Origin of the sequence: Pseudomonas sp. TWR2-1-1, assembly GCF_049897045.1 — a bacterium.
Taxonomy (GTDB): domain Bacteria; phylum Pseudomonadota; class Gammaproteobacteria; order Pseudomonadales; family Pseudomonadaceae; genus Aquipseudomonas; species Aquipseudomonas versuta.
In genome coordinates, this window is sequence record NZ_JAFCVM010000003.1 from 391,288 (window position 1) to 409,318 (window position 18,031).

General features: G+C 57.8%; 14 protein-coding genes. 5 read left to right on the top strand and 9 right to left on the bottom strand.

From position 1 onward, the window contains the following. The first annotated feature begins 7 nt into the window (after positions 1-7). Complete coding sequence (locus ACP7BO_RS09980) at positions 8-640, top strand: LysE family translocator (protein ID WP_426209989.1); 633 nt, start codon at positions 8-10, stop codon at positions 638-640. A 26-nt stretch (positions 641-666) separates the two neighbouring features. On the opposite strand, the gene ACP7BO_RS09985 is transcribed toward ACP7BO_RS09980, so the two are convergent. From ACP7BO_RS09985 to ACP7BO_RS10005, 5 genes are all read right to left on the bottom strand, one after another. Next, positions 667-1,014: an SLOG family protein gene (locus ACP7BO_RS09985; protein ID WP_426209991.1), complete on the bottom strand. Its 348-nt coding sequence runs from the start codon at positions 1,012-1,014 to the stop codon at positions 667-669. Beyond that, the gene (locus ACP7BO_RS09990; protein ID WP_426209993.1) at positions 1,002-2,666 is read right to left on the bottom strand and encodes a Na/Pi cotransporter family protein; all 1,665 of its coding nucleotides are present in this window, start codon (positions 2,664-2,666) and stop codon (positions 1,002-1,004) included. The genes ACP7BO_RS09985 and ACP7BO_RS09990 overlap by 13 nt, the downstream gene beginning before the upstream one ends. A 65-nt stretch (positions 2,667-2,731) precedes the next feature. Then, entirely contained in the window at positions 2,732-5,446 is a 2,715-nt protein-coding gene (mgtA, locus tag ACP7BO_RS09995) for a magnesium-translocating P-type ATPase (protein ID WP_426209995.1), read from the bottom strand. 284 nt (positions 5,447-5,730) lie between these two features. Next, positions 5,731-6,012 (bottom strand): hypothetical protein, encoded by a 282-nt coding sequence (locus tag ACP7BO_RS10000; protein ID WP_426209997.1) that lies wholly within the window; start codon positions 6,010-6,012, stop codon positions 5,731-5,733. A gap of 409 nt (positions 6,013-6,421) precedes the next feature. Then, positions 6,422-7,279: an SDR family oxidoreductase gene (locus ACP7BO_RS10005; protein ID WP_060692570.1), complete on the bottom strand. Its 858-nt coding sequence runs from the start codon at positions 7,277-7,279 to the stop codon at positions 6,422-6,424. Positions 7,280-7,582: 303 nt separating this feature from the next. Here ACP7BO_RS10005 and ACP7BO_RS10010 point away from each other — a divergent pair, with 303 nt between their 5' ends. Both ACP7BO_RS10010 and ACP7BO_RS10015 read left to right on the top strand, forming a co-directional pair. Next, the gene (locus ACP7BO_RS10010; RefSeq protein ID WP_060692568.1) at positions 7,583-8,428 is read left to right on the top strand and encodes a site-specific integrase; all 846 of its coding nucleotides are present in this window, start codon (positions 7,583-7,585) and stop codon (positions 8,426-8,428) included. Positions 8,429-8,517: 89 nt separating this feature from the next. Further along, complete coding sequence (locus ACP7BO_RS10015; RefSeq protein ID WP_060692566.1) at positions 8,518-8,730, top strand: PLD nuclease N-terminal domain-containing protein; 213 nt, start codon at positions 8,518-8,520, stop codon at positions 8,728-8,730. Between the two features lie 141 nt (positions 8,731-8,871). Here ACP7BO_RS10015 and ACP7BO_RS10020 read toward each other — a convergent pair whose 3' ends face one another. Then, a complete protein-coding gene (locus ACP7BO_RS10020; protein ID WP_426210000.1) occupies positions 8,872-9,960 on the bottom strand; it encodes a polyamine ABC transporter substrate-binding protein in 1,089 nt (362 codons plus the stop codon). 48 nt (positions 9,961-10,008) lie between these two features. Continuing rightward, positions 10,009-11,310 (bottom strand): NAD(P)/FAD-dependent oxidoreductase, encoded by a 1,302-nt coding sequence (locus ACP7BO_RS10025; protein ID WP_426210002.1) that lies wholly within the window; start codon positions 11,308-11,310, stop codon positions 10,009-10,011. A gap of 151 nt (positions 11,311-11,461) precedes the next feature. Here ACP7BO_RS10025 and ACP7BO_RS10030 point away from each other — a divergent pair, with 151 nt between their 5' ends. After that, positions 11,462-12,355: a LysR substrate-binding domain-containing protein gene (locus ACP7BO_RS10030; protein ID WP_426210004.1), complete on the top strand. Its 894-nt coding sequence runs from the start codon at positions 11,462-11,464 to the stop codon at positions 12,353-12,355. On the opposite strand, the gene ACP7BO_RS10035 is transcribed toward ACP7BO_RS10030, so the two are convergent. Next, positions 12,336-12,791: a GNAT family N-acetyltransferase gene (locus tag ACP7BO_RS10035; RefSeq protein WP_426210006.1), complete on the bottom strand. Its 456-nt coding sequence runs from the start codon at positions 12,789-12,791 to the stop codon at positions 12,336-12,338. The two genes, ACP7BO_RS10030 and ACP7BO_RS10035, sit on opposite strands and share 20 nt — an antisense overlap. Before the next feature lie 394 nt (positions 12,792-13,185). Between ACP7BO_RS10035 and ACP7BO_RS10040 the strand changes: the two genes are divergently transcribed. After that, complete coding sequence (locus tag ACP7BO_RS10040) at positions 13,186-14,733, top strand: TerC family protein (protein WP_397456813.1); 1,548 nt, start codon at positions 13,186-13,188, stop codon at positions 14,731-14,733. Between the two features lie 78 nt (positions 14,734-14,811). On the opposite strand, the gene ACP7BO_RS10045 is transcribed toward ACP7BO_RS10040, so the two are convergent. Next, a complete protein-coding gene (locus ACP7BO_RS10045; protein WP_426210008.1) occupies positions 14,812-17,232 on the bottom strand; it encodes a glucose/quinate/shikimate family membrane-bound PQQ-dependent dehydrogenase in 2,421 nt (806 codons plus the stop codon). Positions 17,233-18,031 lie beyond the last annotated feature (799 nt).

The following is an 18,031-nucleotide window of genomic DNA, read 5'->3' on the forward strand; positions in this document are numbered from 1 at the left end:
AAACGTAATGGCCACACAATTGACGCTCGCTTCCTTCCTCTACTTTCTGCTGTTCTGCGCCACCATGACCTTTAGCCCCGGCCCCATGACGTTACTGTTGATGGGGTTCGGCATGCAGGAGGGCCTAAAGCGTTCAATGCCGGTGCAGCTCGGCGCCAGCGCCGCATACCTGGTGTCGATTCTGGTATTTGCCGTCGGGTTTGCCGAGCTGATGAAGGGCAATCCGCTGCTCAGTCGCGGGATTCAATTTATCGGCGTGGCTTATTTGCTGTATCTGGCGTATCGGCAATGGAACAGCCGCGCACTGTTGCTGGATCGTCCGGGCACTGTCCTGGACAGCAGCTTCAGGGGGCGGTTCGGCAAGGGGCTGCTTACCGGGTTTTCCAACCCCAAAACCATTGTCATGTTCAGTGCGGTGTTTCCGCAGTTTGCCGGGCAGGGCAGTGAAACCCGGGCTATGGATCTGGCCGTGCTGGGGCTGGCGTTTCTGCTGTTGCAGTTCACCAGCGGCTGTCTGTATTGCTACTTCGGCCAGCGTGTTCGGCGGGTGCTGCAAAGCCCGTCGCGACAGGTGCTGTTGCAACGGGCGACAGCCCTCATGTTGTTGGCCGTGGCAATGCTGCTGGCGCGAGGGTTTTAGAGGCTGGCGCGCTGCGCTGAAGCGGCTTAGCTGTCGAGCGTAAGCACATGAATGCCGGCCGCCCTGGCCTGGAGTATCAACTCCCGGGTGTCATCACCACCGGGCAGTGCAATCACCACATCCGGGCGGCTGTCCTTGAGCATGAATTGATTGCGCTGGCGTTCGGCCTGTTTACCGTGTTTTTTCCAGTTCGGCGGGTAGCGCACGACATCAATTTCATGCTCCCGGGCCCAGTCTTCGAGGACGTTGCCCAGAAACTGGCTGGCGCCGTGAATCAGCACCTGCACGCACTTGATTTCCCGGTACGCGTCCAGTACTCGCTCACACATCAGGGTGTCGGCGTAATGGCGTCCCGCGCAGATCAGGAGGCGCATTTGCCAGTGTCCCTGGATTCATGGGCGGCGAAGCCGTTGTGTTCAGCACAGCGTTCCAGCACCGGGTAGCCCAGCGCCGCAATATGGTGATGAACCCGCCGGTAGTCGCGCAGTACACGTTGGAAAATATCCCCGGACTCGGCCCAGGCGGTTTTGTCGTTCTGCAATTTTCGAAAGTGCTCGCGGCTGGCGCTGGCCTCAAGCTTGCGCACGGTTTCCTTGTGGCTGACCAAGGTGTTGGCCGCCAGCAGGTCTTCTCCCATAAACGCGCTGATCGCCAGGTTCAGGCTGTCCAGCAAGGCCCGGTGCATGGCCTGGATATGCCGCAGTTCAAAGCCGGAAAATTGCTCGCCACGCCGGGTTCGGCGAATAGCCAGTTGTGCCAGGTTGTTGAGGATATCGCCGGCATGCTCAAGATTGATCACGAACATCAGTATTTCCTGGGCACGATCAGCGTCGGCATCGCTCAAGCCGTCGTGGCCAATATCGGCCAGATAGGCGCGAATGGCAGCGCTTAACAGGTCCACAGAGTGATCCAGTTGCCGGACCCTGGCGAAAGCGCTTTGATCAGGCTTCTCGAACAGTTGCAGTACCTGGTTGAGCATCAGCGTGGCCATGTCCGCCAGGCGCAAGGCTTCTCGTACGGCGTTGGACAGCCCGATGTTGGCGACTTCCAGCCCGGCCTCATCGAGATACTTGGGCATGCCGGGATCGGCCGGGGCCTCTTGCTCGGGGAATAGCTGGCTCAGCAGGCGGGCCAAAGGCCCGGTCAGGCCGATAAACAGCACTGCCAGCATCAGGCTGAACGCGGTATGCAGGTACACCACGCTGTGTGCCAGGCCGATATCGGCCCGGGCCAGTTGCCCGGAAATCAATGGCAGGCACGGCAGCAATACCAGCGCGCCGAACAAACGAATCAGCAAGTTGCCCACCGGCAAGCGCCGGGCCACGCTGGAGCCGGCGCTCATCACGGAGGGCAAGGCACCGCCAATGTTGGCTCCGAGCATCAAGGCCAGTGCGGTCACCGGGGTCATCATGCCGGCACCTGCCATAGAGGCAATCAGTAACACCACCGCCACGCTGGAGTGGCAGATCCAGGTCAGCAGGACCGCGGCGAGCACCGCAATGATCAGGTCACCTTCAAGGCTTTGCATGACTGCGCGAAACACCTGGGTGGCTTCCATGTGGTCGAGGCTGGCGCTGAGCAGACCCAGGGCCAGGAGCATCAGCCCCAGTCCGATCAGCGCGCAGCCGATGCTTTCAAAGCGTGAGTCATCGCGCAGGCGAAACACGACAACGCCCACCAGCAGCATCACCGGCATGGCCAGTGAAGTGTCGAAGCTCAGCAACTGCACCACCAGGGTCGAGCCGATATTGGCCCCCAGCATCACAGCCAGGGCTGGCGCCAGGCTCAGGGTGCCGGCTGCGGTAAATGAGGTGGCCATCAGGCTGACTGCCGTACTGCTCTGCAGCACGCCAGTAATACCGATTCCGGAAATCAGCGCCATCCAGCGATTATTCAGGTTGCGCCCCATCCAGTTGCGCAATTGGGTACCGAACCCGCGCAGCAGCGCTGTTGAAATCATATGGGTGCCCCACAGCAATAGTGCAATGGCCCCCGCGAGGTTGAGTAACAGAGTGGTTCCCGACATAAGGAATCTCCACAGACAAACATTCATTGTTCTGTGGGCGCCAGGCCGGCGCCCACAGTTTCAGATCAGAACCACTGCTTGAAACGGCGGATGTAGAGCGTCTTCATCAGTTGCGCAACGCAGCAGTAGCTGAACAGGGTGGCCACCAGCCAAGGGAAGTACGACAGGGGCAGCGGCTCAAGGCCCACCATCGTGCCCAGCGGCGAGAACGGCACGTAGATGCCCAGCACAATGACAATCAGGGTCATCATGATCACCGGCCACGCGGCAGTGCTCTGGATGAACGGGATCTTGCGGGTGCGCAACATGTGTACGACCAGGGTTTGCGACAGCAGCCCCTCAATGAACCAGCCGGACTGGAACAGGGTCTGCATCTCTACACTGTTGGCCGAGAACACGTACCACATCAGGGCAAAGGTGGTGATGTCAAAGATCGACGAGGTCGGCCCGATCCAGATCATGAAGCGGCCGATGTTTTTGGCGTCCCACTTGCGCGGCTTTTGCAGGTATTCCTTGTCCATCTTGTCCCACGGCAACGCGAGCTGGGAGATGTCGTACATCAGGTTTTGCAGCAACAGGTGGATCGACAGCATCGGCAGGAAGGGGATGAAGGCGCTGGCCACCAGTACCGAGAACACGTTGCCGAAATTGGAGCTGGCGGTCATGTTCAGGTACTTCATGATATTGCCGAAGGTTTCGCGGCCCTTGAGCACACCTTCTTCCAGCACCATCAGGCTCTTTTCCAGGAGGATGATGTCGGCCGACTCTTTGGCGATATCGGTACCGGTGTCCACTGAGATACCGACGTCCGCATCACGCAGGGCCGGGGCATCGTTAATCCCGTCGCCGAGAAAGCCCACAGTGTGTCCATTGGCTTGCAGCGCCTTGAGCACCCGGGATTTCTGCAGCGGGGTGAGCTTGGCAAATACCGTGCGCTGTTCGACTTCCAAGTGCAGGGCGGCGTCGTCCATAGCCTCAATTTCAGGCCCCAGCAACGGCGTACCCGGGTCCAGCCCGACCTGGCGGCAGACCTTGGCGGTGACTGTGGCGTTGTCGCCCGTCAGGACTTTTACCGCAACCCCGATGTCCTGCAGGGCGGCAATCGCCGGGCCAGCGGTTTCCTTGGGTGGATCAAGGAAGGTAAGCATGCCCCGGATCACCAGATCCCGCTCGTCGCCGGTGGTGTATTGCTTTTGTGACTGCGCCTTGGGTATTTCGCGGGTGGCTACCACCAGCACGCGGAAACCATCCTCGTTGTACTCGGTGGCCAGGGCCAGCAACTGCTGGCGGCGTGCCGGGTCAAGCGCAACGCAGGTGTCGCCTTCCATCACATGGGTGCTGATGGCGAGCATTTCCTCCACGGCGCCCTTGCACACCAGCAGATGGTCGCCACGGTTGTCCTTGACCACAATCGACAGGCGTCGGCGGATAAAGTCGAAAGGCAGTTCGTCGACCTTGCTGTAGGCCAATGGCACCTTGAACTTGTGGTCCTGTTCCGAGAACCGCACCACCGCCTGATCCATCAGGTTGCGTACGCCGCTCTGGTGATGGCTATTGAGCCAGGCCAGCGCGAGGACCGATTCGTCGCGCTGGCCGGTGCAGTCGACATGATGCTCGAGGATGATGTGATCCTGGGTCAGGGTGCCGGTCTTGTCGGTGCACAGTACATCCATCGACCCCAGGTTCTGGATGGCATTCAGGCGCTTGACCACTACTTTGCGCCTGGCCATGGCGGTAGCGCCCTTGGCCAGGTTGGCACTGACAATCATTGGCAGCATTTCAGGAGTCAGGCCTACCGCCACGGCCAGGGCAAACATGAAGGCATCAGCCCAATCACCTTTGGAGAACCCGTTGAGGAAAAACACAATGGGCACCATGACCAGCATGAAGCGGATCAGCAGCCAGCTGACACTGTTGACCCCCCGGTCGAATGCCGTTTGTGAGCGCGAGCCGACGATGGCCTTGGCCAGAGAGCCAAAGTAGGTGCGCGGCCCGGTGGCCACGACTACGGCACGGGCTGTACCGCTGACCACGTTGGTGCCCATGAAGCAGATGTTGGGCAGGTCCAGCAGGTTGCTTTGATCGGCCGCCATGCCGGAAGCGGACTTTTGCGTCACATCACCCAGGGTGTCGTATTTCTCCACGGGCAAGGCTTCACCCGTGAGTACGGCCTGGCTGATAAACAGGTCCCGGGATTCAATCAGGCGAATATCCGCGGGGATCATGTCCCCGGCGGACAGTTGCACGATATCGCCGGCGACCAGTTCACGCATCGGGATCTCAAGCACCCGGGGCAGGGCTGCGGCTTTTTCACGGCGCAGTACGGTCGCTGTAGTGCGGACCATCGCCTTGAGGGCTTCGGCGGACTTGGCCGAGCGATGTTCCTGCCAGAACCGCAGCAAGCTGCTCAGGCCCACCATCAGACCGATGATGATGACTTTGGTCAGGTCGCTTTCTTCGCCGTCGCGCTCAGGGATCCAGTAGTCGGTGAAAAAGCTGATCACGGCCAGGGTCAGCAGCACATAGATAAAGGGGTTATGCAGTGCGAGCATGAACTGCACGATGGCGTGGGGCGGCTTGTCGTGAGCCACTTCGTTGTATCCCTCGCGCTGCAAACGGTGCGAGGCTTCGCCCTCAGTCAGGCCGTCGGTGCTTGAGCGGACATTGGCCAGGGTTGCCGAGAGTCCGTTTTGTGCTTCACGTGCGGCCCGCATGGACAATTTTGCACTGTCGCTGGCGCTATTTTTATCTTGTGTCTTTGGGCTTTTCAGTGCGCTCATGGGAGGGAACTCCTGTCACCTGTTTTCGACCGGACACAGCGGCAGCTTGCCTGTATGAAAGGCGAGCAACAGTTGGCCGGCGCGCAAACTTTGCGATCGGTTTAAATAAGTTTTTAAGTGCGGTTTTATTGTTCGCTACAGCGGCGCCATTAATTAGCGCGCAAAGAGAAACCTCTGGCTTCGTTCATAAAGAACTCCAGTTTTTAACGATAGGGATATAGCCGAAAGTTAATCGATGGCAGAACTTTCAGTAGAGGAAAGTTCTGCGCTCAATTACCCGATGTTTATTCGGCGCGAGCGGTTGCGTAGAGACTCAACAACCGGCTGGCGCGGCTTGAAAAGCCTCGACTCTGAGGGTCTTGGGTTTCGGTGGTGCTCCAGCGCTGCTCCAGTTGACCTGTGGCAGGGCTGACGCGCCAGTGCACCTGGCGGTGCGCAGGTTTTACGTCGGCAACGGGGGTAGAGAAGGGTGCGCGCCCAGCAAAAGCTGGCTCGCGGGACAGCTTGACGCGCATGCTGGAGCTGAAGGCACGAACGCCGGGTAGAACAAAAGTTTTAAAGGTCATAACACACCTCGCGACCGGACTGATGCCGGGGAGGCCGTTACGTTGGAGCGTCAAGCTCTAGCGCAATTGACCCCGCCGTGCAGGCGAGTCCTGTCAATGTCTTGGTTTATTGCCCGGAGCGCCGCATTCACGGTGACCGGACAGCGTCTAGATACTGTGTCCATTGGCTTCTTTTGTGAGGTTTAAAAAAGACCGAAGTATTCGGCCTGCGCAATCTACTCATGGAGCCTGTGTATGTCAAGGTTAAACAGTCTCAAGTTACAGTGGTACAGGCGGCGTTCAGAGAGCGCGAAGTGCGAATGAAGTTATTAAAACTGTCGAATGGTTAAATATGACAATAATAAGACAGGGTGACTCTGGAGTGGGTCACCCTGCGGTGCAGTTTAATCCTGCACATTGCGCCAGGCCTCTAGAGCATCGGCTTGCCACCCGTTACACCGATGCGTGAACCCGAAATAAAGCTGGACTCATCCGAAGCCAGCATCACGTAGACAGGCGCCACTTCCACTGGCTGCCCCGGACGTCCCAAAGGGGTCTGGCCGCCAAAGTCCCTGACTTCGTCATCGGGCATGGTCGAAACGATCAAGGGTGTCCAGATGGGCCCAGGCGCCACGCAATTCACTCGAATGCCTTTGGGCCCGAGCATTTGTGCCAGGCCGCCAGTGAAGTTGGCGATTGCACCTTTGGTGGTGGCATAGGCCAGAAGGGTAGGCTTGGGCATGTCCGAGTTGATCGAGCTGGTATTGATAATCGAACTGCCCCGCTGCAGGTGCGGCAAGGCGGCCTTGCAGATGCGGAAAATCGCGGTGATGTTCAGGTCGAAAGTTTTTACCCATTCTTCATCGCTGATGTCTTCAAGCTCGAAGTGAGTCATTTGAAAGGCGGCGTTATTGACCAGCACATCAATCCGGCCAAACTGCCCGACTGTTTCAGCAACAATATTTTCGCAGTGCTGCTTTTGGGTCAGGTCCCCCGGCAAGAGCAGGCATCGGCTCCCGGCCGCTTCTACCCAGCGCGCTGTTTCCTGGGCGTCTTCATGCTCATCCAGATATGAAATAGCCACATCGGCACCTTCGCGGGCAAAGGCAATGGCGACCGCACGACCGATACCGCTATCGGCTCCGGTGATCAGTGCCACTTTGTTGGTGAGACGGCCGGATCCGGTGTAGCTCTGCTCGCCGCAATCGGGATAAGGCTCCATTTTGCGCTGTGAACCGGGTACCGATTGCGCTTGGGGAGCGAATGGGGGCGTTGGGTAGTGCTTCATGGCGTGGCTCCTGATTAACGTCAGTGGATGCCTAAGCTGTGAAGCCCCGGTGCGGCAAAAAGTTTAAAAAATTTGAGGTAATGACGCCTTGCGCTGTTTCTCGGCTTCATCACGCAAACGCTATAACTGCACGGACAATCTATAGGTTTGGGTTATATTACGAGCTGTTTCAGCCCCGTATCGAGATTGGTTTTGTCCACTATTGACCCCGCAGCAACGCAGGTATCAGCCGTAGAGCTCACTCAGGTTCAAGCGCCAGTCGCGCTTTATCTTGAGCGTCTTGCGCCATCGAGCCGTCAGACCATGCGTTATGTATTGCAGGACGCGGCAGATCGACTTGGGGTTGAGGATGTCGCCATCGATGAGTTCCCGTGGCATCAACTGCAACCGGGGCATATCACGGCTCTGGTGGCAGCATTGCGCGCAGACGGCTATGCACCCAACACGTCCTCGCTGTACGTCAATGCCATTCGCGGAGTGATGAACCAGGCCTGGCAGCAAAGCCTGATCACCCAGGATCATTTGCTGAAGATACGTGCAGTAAAGGCGGGCGGCGGTTCACGCCTGACCAAGGGGCGTAATTTGCGCCGTACCCTGATTCGCGAGTTGATGGATGTGTGTGCGGCAGATCCGAGGCCACAGGGCCTCAGGGATGCGGCGATCATTGCGATTTTGTATGGCTCGGGGATGCGCAAGTCCGAGTCGGTGAACATGGACTTGTGGCAGGTCAATGTTCAGGAGCGCAGCTTGCGGGTATTGGGTAAAGGCAACAAGGAACTGATCAAGTTCGCCCCGGCCTGGGCCTTTGAAAAGCTGGAAGAGTGGCTGGCGTTTAGACGGGCCAACCTGCCGGACGGTGCCGATGACGACGACTTCCTGTTCAACCGGATTCGGCGCGGGAACCACATCACCCGCGAACGGATCACTAAGCATGCGATTTACTACATCGCCAAGCAGCGGGGCAAGCAGGTCGGGGTCGACATCATGCCCCATGACTTTCGCCGTTCATTCATTACCCGTGTGATCGAGGAGTACGACGTTTCCATTGCGCAAAAACTCGCCCACCACGCCAACATTGCAACCACCGTCAGCTATGACGTGCGCGACGACAATGAGCGGCGCAATGTGACCGACCGCTTTATGTTGTAACGGGCATTGTTGCGGTCTGCAGCCCTGAAAAAAGAATGAACCCTCGCGGCATCGCCCGACCTAAAGCTTTACAACCTGGGAGGTGATGCATGCAAATCGAGCAAATCTGGGTCGTACTGGCCATTATCCTGCTGCTGTTTGAGTTCTGGACCATCAGCCGCGTGCTTAAAAGCGCAGCCCCTGCAAGCAGCCGGCTGATGTGGATCGCGATCATTATCTTCGTGCCATTGTTTGGCATGCTGGCGTGGCTGGTTGCCGGGTCCAAAAAACACAGAAGGGACCCGTCTTCGGTCTCGAGGTGAGTCGCAGGATCTTTATGAACGTATGCAACCTGTAGGAGCGAGCTTGCTCGCGAGCTATTTGTATTTAAAAGCTCGCGAGCAAGCTCGCTCCTACAGAGGCTTTGTGCCCCGAAGATATGGGCCAGGCACGGACGTGTGGACTCAGGTATTGGTCTTCAACTTGGTCCACAGGCGCGTGCTGAGGCGCGCAATTTTGGCCGGCAGGTCCTCAACCGTGAACAGCGTATCTACCACCTCTTTTGACGGATAGATGGCCGGGTCCTGCTTCACGTCAGGCGTGAGGTAATCGTGCGCTGCAAGGTTGGGGTTGGCGTAGTGGATGCTGTTGCTGATGTGGGCGATCACCTGAGGCGTCAGCAGGTAGTTCATGTAGGTGTAAGCGTTCTTTTCATGGGGTGCGCTTTTGGGCATGACCACCATGTCCAGCCACAGCGTTGAGCCTTCCTTGGGGATCGAGTAAGCGATGTTGATCCCGTTACCGGCTTCTTTGGCGCTGGCCGCGGCCTGAACCACATCACCGTTAAAGCCAATCACTGCACAGATATTGCCGTTGGCCAGATCGCTGATGTACTTCGATGCGTGAAAGTACTGAACATAAGGTCGGATTTTCAGCAGGGCCTGCTCGGCTTTCTTGTAATCCTCAGGTTCATGGCTGTGGTGTGGCAGGCCCAAATAGTTAAGGGTGATCGGCAGTACCTGGGTCGGATTGTCGATGATCGCGACACCGCACTGGCTCAGTTTCTTGATGTTGTTTTCATCAAAAAACAGGCTCCATGACTGAGTGACATCGGTGGTGCCGAAGATCTGCTTGATCTTGTCCACGTTGTAGCCGATGCCTGCGGTACCCCACATGTAGGGGAAGCCGTACTGATTGCCGGGATCGTTCACCTCAAGCTTTTTCATCAGCACCGGGTCGAGGTTTTTCCAGTTGGGCAACTGGCTGCGATCGAGCTTTTGGATGGCCCCTGCCTTGATCAGCCGCGACAGGAAATGGTTCGACGGGCTGACCACGTCATAACCGGTGTTGCCGGTCATCAACTTGGACTCCAGCACTTCATTGCTGTCATGGATATCGTAAGTCGGCTTGATCCCCGTTTCTTTGGTGAACGTGACCAGGGTGTCATCGGCGATATAGCCGTTCCAGTTGGAGATGTTGACACTCTCTTCTGCATGACTGGTAGCCGAAAACGCCGCAAGCAGGACCGCCAGGGAAACCGTATTGATGTGCATGTTCAATCACCTTTTCGAGGAGCTTTTGTTTTTTTTGCCGCGGTGGGTTCAGATTTCGGTTTTGGCCCTGACCGCTTCGATGCGCATACGAAGTACCGCGCCGATGTCAAAGAATGGGCGCGGTGGCAGCCAGCCCGGTCGGGCCCGGTCCATCACTGACTGCAACAGGGGAGAGTTGGCGCCGCAAGCCATCTCGGCCAGCAAACGGCCCCACAGGGTGCCGCGTGCCACCCCGGAACCATTGCACCCGGCCACGGCATACACGCCGTCCTGGACCTTGGCAAAGTAAGGCTGGCCGCTGCGTGTAGCGCTCAAGTGGCCGGTCCAGGTGTAGTGGATATCGTGCTCGCTCAGCCCCGGGAAGCGGCGTTGCAAACCCAAGGCATGGTGTTTGCGTCGCTGCAGCAGATCGCTGTCCGACAAATCTTTGGTGCGGTATTCAGCGGTGTTGCGGATCATCACCCGGCGATCCGGGGTCAGCCTTACGGTCGCGCCAAGCGGGCGGGTAGACAGGACGCCCCAGGGCTCGACACTGCCGATGGCGGCATATTCCTGATCAGTCAGCGGGCGTGTCAGGCTCGCGCTGAGCTCCATGGGGAAGGTCGCGCTGTTGTCGATCCCAGCGCGAGGAATGAAGGCATTCAGGCACACCAGAACCTGTTTCGCTTCGATGCTGCCCTGCGTGCCATTGGCACGAATGCCGCCACCTTTCACTTGCTCCAGACCGGTGATCTCGGTGTTCTCAAAGACCGTGACATTGGCGGGCAGTGCATCCAGCAGGCCTTTGACATACTTCGCCGGCTGCAGCAGGGCGTTGCCATTGCCGCACCAGATGGCCGCCCGGTAGTGCCGGGTACCGAGCGTGCGGGCGAGTTGCTCGCCTTCCAGAAACTGCGCCGAGGCGCCCACCGCAGTCAGGGTTTTGAGCTTGGCTTCGACATGGTTCAGTTTGGCCGGATCATTGACCGCGAAGTAGTAGCCCGAGTCGCGGTATTCGCACTCAATGCCATGACGGCTAATGCGCTTGCGCACTTCTTCACCGGCGGCGCGACCAATTGCCGAGTCGACTTCAAAACCCGCGAAGCCGCTATGCCCGATCAGTTCGTCATCTCCAGGGTTTTCGTGAGTCACCGCGTAGCCGGAATTGCGTGCAGAGGCGCCCTGGGCGGCGCGCTGGCGGTCAACAATGACAATCCTTGCTTCAGGGTGCATTTCAGCCAGTGAGTGTGCGGCACTCAGCCCGGTGATGCCGGCGCCAATAATCAACCAGTCAGCCTTTTCCGAGGCCTTGAGGTGATCGCGGCCCGGGGAAGTTCCAGCCAGGGCAATCCAGCCACATTGATTTTTCACGCTTCACCTCATTTGACGGTTGCGGCGCCTCAGGTCAATGCATGCGCTAATGGCATGGTTGTTAGCAGCGGGCGCCCTCTATAGCTGGAATTTATGACGAACACGGTGATATAACCAACGTTATAAATTCATTGATCGATTCTGAAAACGCATGGATACAATTAGCCACGTACCTTCTTTACAGGGCCTGCAGGCGTTGGTTGCGGTCGCTGATTCGGGCAGTTTCACGCTCGCGGCGCAGGCACTGTGTCTGACCCAAAGTGCGGTCAGTCGAAAGATCCAGCAACTGGAAGGCCACTTCGGTGTACCGCTGTTTGCCAGAAACAGCCGCAACGTACGCTTGACCGCTGAAGGCGAGCAGGTGCTGGGCAGCGCGCGCACTATCCTTGAGCAATTGCGTGCGCTGCAAGACCGGCTCTCACCTCAAAAGCGTCCGTTCCGCATCCGAATGCACGTCTCGCTCGCCGTGCGCTGGTTGTTGCCCAAGCTCAGTGATTTCTACTTGCAACACCCGGACGTTGCCCTGTCGATCGAAACCGTTGCCACCGAGATAGTGGAGCCGGCCAGCGACAGCGATGCCTTTATCCTTTATCTGCCAGAGCCCTCCAGCGACCCAGCCTGCCTGGTCCTGTTCGATGAAGCGCTGGTACCGGTTTGTGCCCCGGGGGTGGGGCCGTTGACGTCAGTGGAAGACCTTGGCCGTTTTACATTGCTGCACCGTTCCGCCGACAAACAGGCATGGATCTACTGGTTATCAGCCAATGGCGGCAAGCCTCTGGAGACCTATCGTCACATCCCGTTCAACCTTGATGAGCTGGCACTTGATGCTGCGGCCCGCGGGCTGGGGGTTGCAGTGACGGACATGACCCTGGCCGAAGAATCGATCCAGCGCGGGGTGCTGGTCATCCCGTTTGGCGAGGCGTTGAAAACCGGCGGTAATTACTCCTTGTGCCCGCAACCACTGGCTGCGGCACACCCGGCATGTTCGCGGGTCATGCAATGGTTTGCAGAGCAGGCACAACGAGCTATGGCGTCAGGTGCTTGAGCATGATGACGGTGCGTTCGGCGCCGTGGAATTCGTCGCGTACTTTTTGAAAACCAAGGAGGGCGTAAAAACCCTCGGCGGTGATCGAAGAGGGCACCCTTAACTCTTTCAGGCCGTGAGTGGCGGCAACGGACTCGATCCTGGCCATGAGCAGCCTGCCAATTCCCTTGCCCTGCTGCTGCGGTGCGACGAACACACTGCGAATCACCTGCTGGTCCAGGCTTGCAGTGCCGACCACAACCTGATCATGGATTGCCACATAGACTTGACGCTGGCTCATTAACGCCAAAACCTGCGGCGCAGCAAAGTTTTGCGCCACCTGCGCGATGACTTCGGGCGGGTAGTCCAGGGCATTTGACTCGCGAAGTGCCGCGATAATCACCTTGCTGATGGCAGCGGCATCTTCGGCGCGGGCAGCTCGTACCAGGACGTTCATAAGTGGTGTATCCGTTGTGAACCCATTGACGAACTACTCTAGACCTTGCTGGCCAAGTAGGCCGTACCTGATTACTCAGTTAAATTTTGTAATAAGTCTGTTAGTCAGAAACACTGATTGCGCTGTAGGATTGCGTCCCCAATTTGCCAAAGGTTTATATGAACACCCTTATGGAGCCTCCCAGTTGCTGCGTTCTGGCAGCGACCCGTTTTTTTTCAGCCTCTGTTGCTGAGTGTTTGCCCCATCTCTCCAGTGTTTCCAGCCTGACCGGCATAGCCCGTGTCTTGCGTCTGTCTGCCTGCCCGATAATCCCTGTGGCCCCTGTCCGCCAGGTGATTGACGTGCGCGCAGCTTTCCCGTTATCCCCGACCCTTCAAGAGCGCGAGTAAGCATTATGGAATGGATTGCTGATCCTACGGCCTGGCTAGGCCTGCTGACCTTGATTGTGCTGGAGTTGGTGCTGGGCATCGACAACCTGGTGTTCATTGCCATCCTGGCGGACAAACTGCCCCCCGAGCAGCGCGACCGTGCCCGGGTTATCGGTCTGACCCTGGCGCTATTAATGCGACTGGGCCTGCTGGCAAGTATCTCGTGGATGGTGACGCTGACCGAGCCTCTGTTCGAGGTGTTTGAAAAATCCTTTTCGGGCCGCGACCTGATCATGCTGTTTGGTGGTCTGTTCCTGCTGTTCAAGGCCACCATGGAACTGCACGAACGGCTTGAGGGGCATGTGGCAGAACGCGCATCCAACGCGGTCTATGCCATGTTCTGGCCAATCGTTGCGCAAATTGTGGTGTTGGACGCGGTGTTCTCGCTGGATGCGGTGATTACTGCAGTGGGCATGGTCGAGCATTTGTCCGTGATGATGATCGCGGTGGTGATCTCCATTGGCCTGATGATCATTGCCAGCAAGCCGCTGACCCGTTTCGTCAACAGTCACCCCACCGTGATCATGCTGTGCCTGGGCTTTTTGATGATGATCGGTTTCAGCCTTACCGCTGAAGGCCTTGGCTTCCACATTCCAAAAGGCTACCTGTACGCCGCCATCGGTTTCTCGATTTTGATCGAGGTGTTCAACCAGATTGCCCGTGCACGACGCAAACGCAGCCTGCAAGGTCTGCGTCCGATGCGTGAGCGGACCGCCCATGCCGTGATGCGATTGCTGGGTGGGCGCACGTTGAGTGCTGATGAAGTCGGCGAGGAAATCGCTGACATGCTCGAAGGCGGTGCCAGTGAAGAGGTGTTCCATCGTCGCGAACGCATCATGATCAGTGGCGTTCTGCAACTGGCCGAGCGGCCGATTCGTACAGTCATGACCCCGCGCACCGAGATTGACTACATCGATCTCACGGACTCAGCCGAGAGTATTCGCACGAAGCTGATGCACTCGTCGTACTCCCGAATGCCGGTGATCAGGGCAGGGCGTATTGATGAACCGTTGGGCTTTGTGCACAAGAAAGAGCTGTTGAAAGAGTTGCTGGCCGGGCATCAGCCTGACCTTGAGGCCATGGCCCGCAATACCATCAACTTGCTGGACAGTTTTTCGATCCTCAATGCACTGGAACAGATGCGCAAAGAGTCCACCCACATCGCTTTTGTGATCAACGAGTTCGGTGACTTCATGGGGCTTCTGACCATGACCGATATTCTGGAGTCGATTGCGGGTGAGTTACCGGACGCCAGCGAAATCGAAGGCCCGAACATTGTGGCCCAGGAGGACGGTTATCTGGTCAGCGGTGCCTTGAATCTGAGTCAGATAGCTTTGCACACCGGTTTCCCTGCCCGGGCTACGGATGACTATCAGACACTGGCCGGAATGGTCATGAGCCTGCTGGATCGTCTGCCGGTGATTGGCGACAGCCTGACGTGGGAAGGGTGGAACCTGACAGTAGTAGAAGTTGAAGATCGACGGGTGAAAAGAGTGCTGCTTAGCAAGGCTTAATCTGTAGGAGCGAGCTTGCTCGCGAGCTCCTCGCTGCTGCGAAAGGCTCGCGAGCAAGCTCGCTCCTACAGGGCTTTTTTACTCTTTGTCAGGCAGCGCGTAGGCGATTACGTAGTCACCGCGGTCGGCTGACTGGCGAGCACCGCTGGCGGTGATCACGACGTACTGCTTGCCGGTTCTCGGCGAGACGAAAGTCATCGGGCCACCCTGGCTGCCGACTGGCAAGCGGGCTTTCCAGGCTTCTTCACCATTGGCCGAATTGAACGCACGCAGGTAATAGTCCTGAGTGCCGGCGATGAAAATCAGACCGCCTTGGGTGGACAGCGTACCGCCCAGGGTCGGCATGCCAATTGGCAGTGGCAGGTGCATCTTGACACCCAGCGGACCGGTGTCCTGAACCGTACCGACCGGTACTTGCCAGGCTATTTTCTGGGTCTTCATGTCGATGGCAGTCAGGGTGCCGAAAGGCGGAGCCTGGCACGGGATACCGGCTATGGACAGGAAGCGGTTCTTGTTCACGGCATACGGCGTGCCTTTGAGCGGTACTGCGCCCATGCCGGTGTTCAGTGCTTCACCGCCGGCGTTGGCAACCGCTTCTTTTGGCTGGGGCACCATCTGGATCCACAGCCCCAGACGCATGTCGTTGACGAAGATAAAGCCGTGCACCGGGTCAGTCGACAGACCACCCCAGTTCATGCCGCCCAGTGATCCCGGAAAGCTCAGCGATACATCGGTGCCGGGTGCGGTAAACAGGCCGTCGTAGCGCATTTTCTTGAACGAGATACGGCACAGCATCTGATCGAACGGGGTTGCGCCCCACATGTCCGACTCAGTCAGTTTTTGCGCGCCAATCTGTGGCATGCCCACCGATTTTGGCTGGGTCAGCGAATAAGGTTCGTTCGGAATGTTGGAAGCCTTGACCGGCACTTCTTCAACTTTGGTCAGCGGCTGGCCAGTATGGCGGTCCAGGACAAAAATCTGCCCGGCCTTGGTGCCGATCACCAGCGCCGGGACCTTGCTGCCGTCAGGCTTGGCAAAGTCGATCAGGCTTGGCTGCATTGGCAGGTCAAAGTCCCACAGGTCGTTGTGAACGGTCTGGTAGACCCACTTTTCATCGCCAGTAGTAGCGTTCAGAGCCAGCACCGAAGCGCCGTACTTGTGATTCAGTGCCGTACGCTCCACACCATAGATATCGGTGGACGAGCTGCCCATTGGCAAGAAGATGGTGTTCATCAGCGGGTCATAAGACATGGGCGCCCAGCTGTTGGGCGTGCTGCGAACGTAGGTCTGACCGTCTGCCGGAGCTTGTTTGTCTTGCGGGTTGCCGGGGTCGAACGCCCAGCGCATGGCGCCGGTTACCACGTCAAAACCACGGATCACACCGCCAGGCATGTCGGTCTGCACGTTATCGGCTACCCGGCCGCCAACCACGACTGTGGTGCCCGCCATCAATGGCGCCGACGACAGCTGATAAAAGGAGTCGGGCACATTGCCCAGGCCGGCTTTGAGATCAACCTGGCCATTGGTACCGAAGTCTTGGCAGAGCTTGCCGGTGTCAGCATCCACAGCAATCAGGCGCGCATCGATGGTGTTGGTCAGCAGACGACGCTGGCAGGCAGCGCCGGGGGCAACGGTCACGGGCATGGCAGGGGTGCTGCCATCAGTTGGCAGGGCAACCGGGGCGCTGGCATCAAAGTAAGCCAGGCCACGGCAACGCTGCCAGACAGCCGACTTGGCATTGATGTTGTTCTTCCACAGCTCTTTGCCGGTGTCAGCATCCAGAGCGATGAGGTTGTTGTGCGGGGTGCAGATAAACACCTTGTCGCCCACTTGCAGCGGGGTCATCTGGTCTTCTGCGCCATTGCCGTCGCTGATCGCAACGTCGCCAGTGTGGTAAGTCCAGGCAGGCACCAGCTTGGAAACGTTGCTGCGGTTGATCTGATCCAGTGCGGCAAAGCGGCTGCCACCTTCGTCATTCCCGTAGTGTGCCCAGTCTTTCTGCGCGTTGGCCGGATCGACCTTGGTCAGGCCCGGTCCGTCACCGGTTGGGGACACCGAGGCGTGTGGCAGGAACATCCCCCAGAAACCGCCAGCGATGGCCACTGCCAGTACCGCGCCCAGTGCATAACCACCGTTACCGCCAAGGCCGTTGGCTTTGCGCAGTGAAGGATAAGCCAGCGCCACCACCAGGCTCAGCACGGCCAGGGCAAACAGTCGCGAAACCAGTGGCCAGAACACCCATCCTGCATCCAGCAGAGCCCAGACGATCGACGCAACCATCACGGCGGCGAACAGCCATGCACCCCAAAGGCGTTGTTTGAACATTAATACCGACGCGGCAATCATTCCGAGACCGGCCAGCAGGAAGTACAGGCTGCCGCCAAGGGTAGCGAGATAGCCGCCGCCAGCTACAAAAAACAATCCGAAAACCAGCACGCCAAGTGCTGCGACCCAAACGGGCCAGCGGCTTGCGGGAGCCGAAGGTTGAGAGTTAATCATGGTGCATGACCCTACTGATGCATGAACGTGTGTGGGGGAGGGCAAACAGCCTATATAGGTATAGCTGTTTGCGTTACAGAGTGGCGGGGAAGCCTTTGCAGCGCCAAGTGCCTGAAGGACCCGGGCGAGGCAACCGGCAGAAGCCATAAAAATCTATGTACTAAACGGTTAGTTCTGCAACTTTAACAAAAAAGTACGCCCTGCGACAAATTGTCAGTTTGCCAATGGTCGAGATACAGGCTGGGCAAGGGCTGGCAAGCGCGTTGAAGGGCCATTGAGATGGGGATACGGGCGAAGGTGTTTGATCCGGATTCATGGCTGCTTTGCGTGGCGCAGTGTTCTTCGGTCAGTCTCTGATGTGCGCAAAGGTTAGATGTGACTGTTTGCGAAGCGGGGGGTTGAATGACGGATAGGACTCATTAAGGGGATTATTATAACTATACTAAATAGTTCTTTAGTTTAGTTATAATTAAATAGCATATAAATACAGGCGAGGGCGTTCCTTAATTCTTGCCGGTTACTATCTTGAAATTCAGGATGATTGTTGCCGTAATCAGGTCATATTTGCAGTGCCGAGTATGAATAATGCTTTAAGCGTACATAACCAGATCACAGCGTTTCAGGGGTGTCCATGTCACTCACAGCCGCTATAGCGCAGTGTGTCGCTATCGCTCTGGACATCCCGGCCTGCATAGATCAGCACCCTTCAAAATCATGGCTTTGGCTGCGTCCAGGGGTGCCCAGTTCCTGATCTTTCCCGAGTGGTCGCTACCAGCTATGGCTGGAAGCAGCCGTGCAT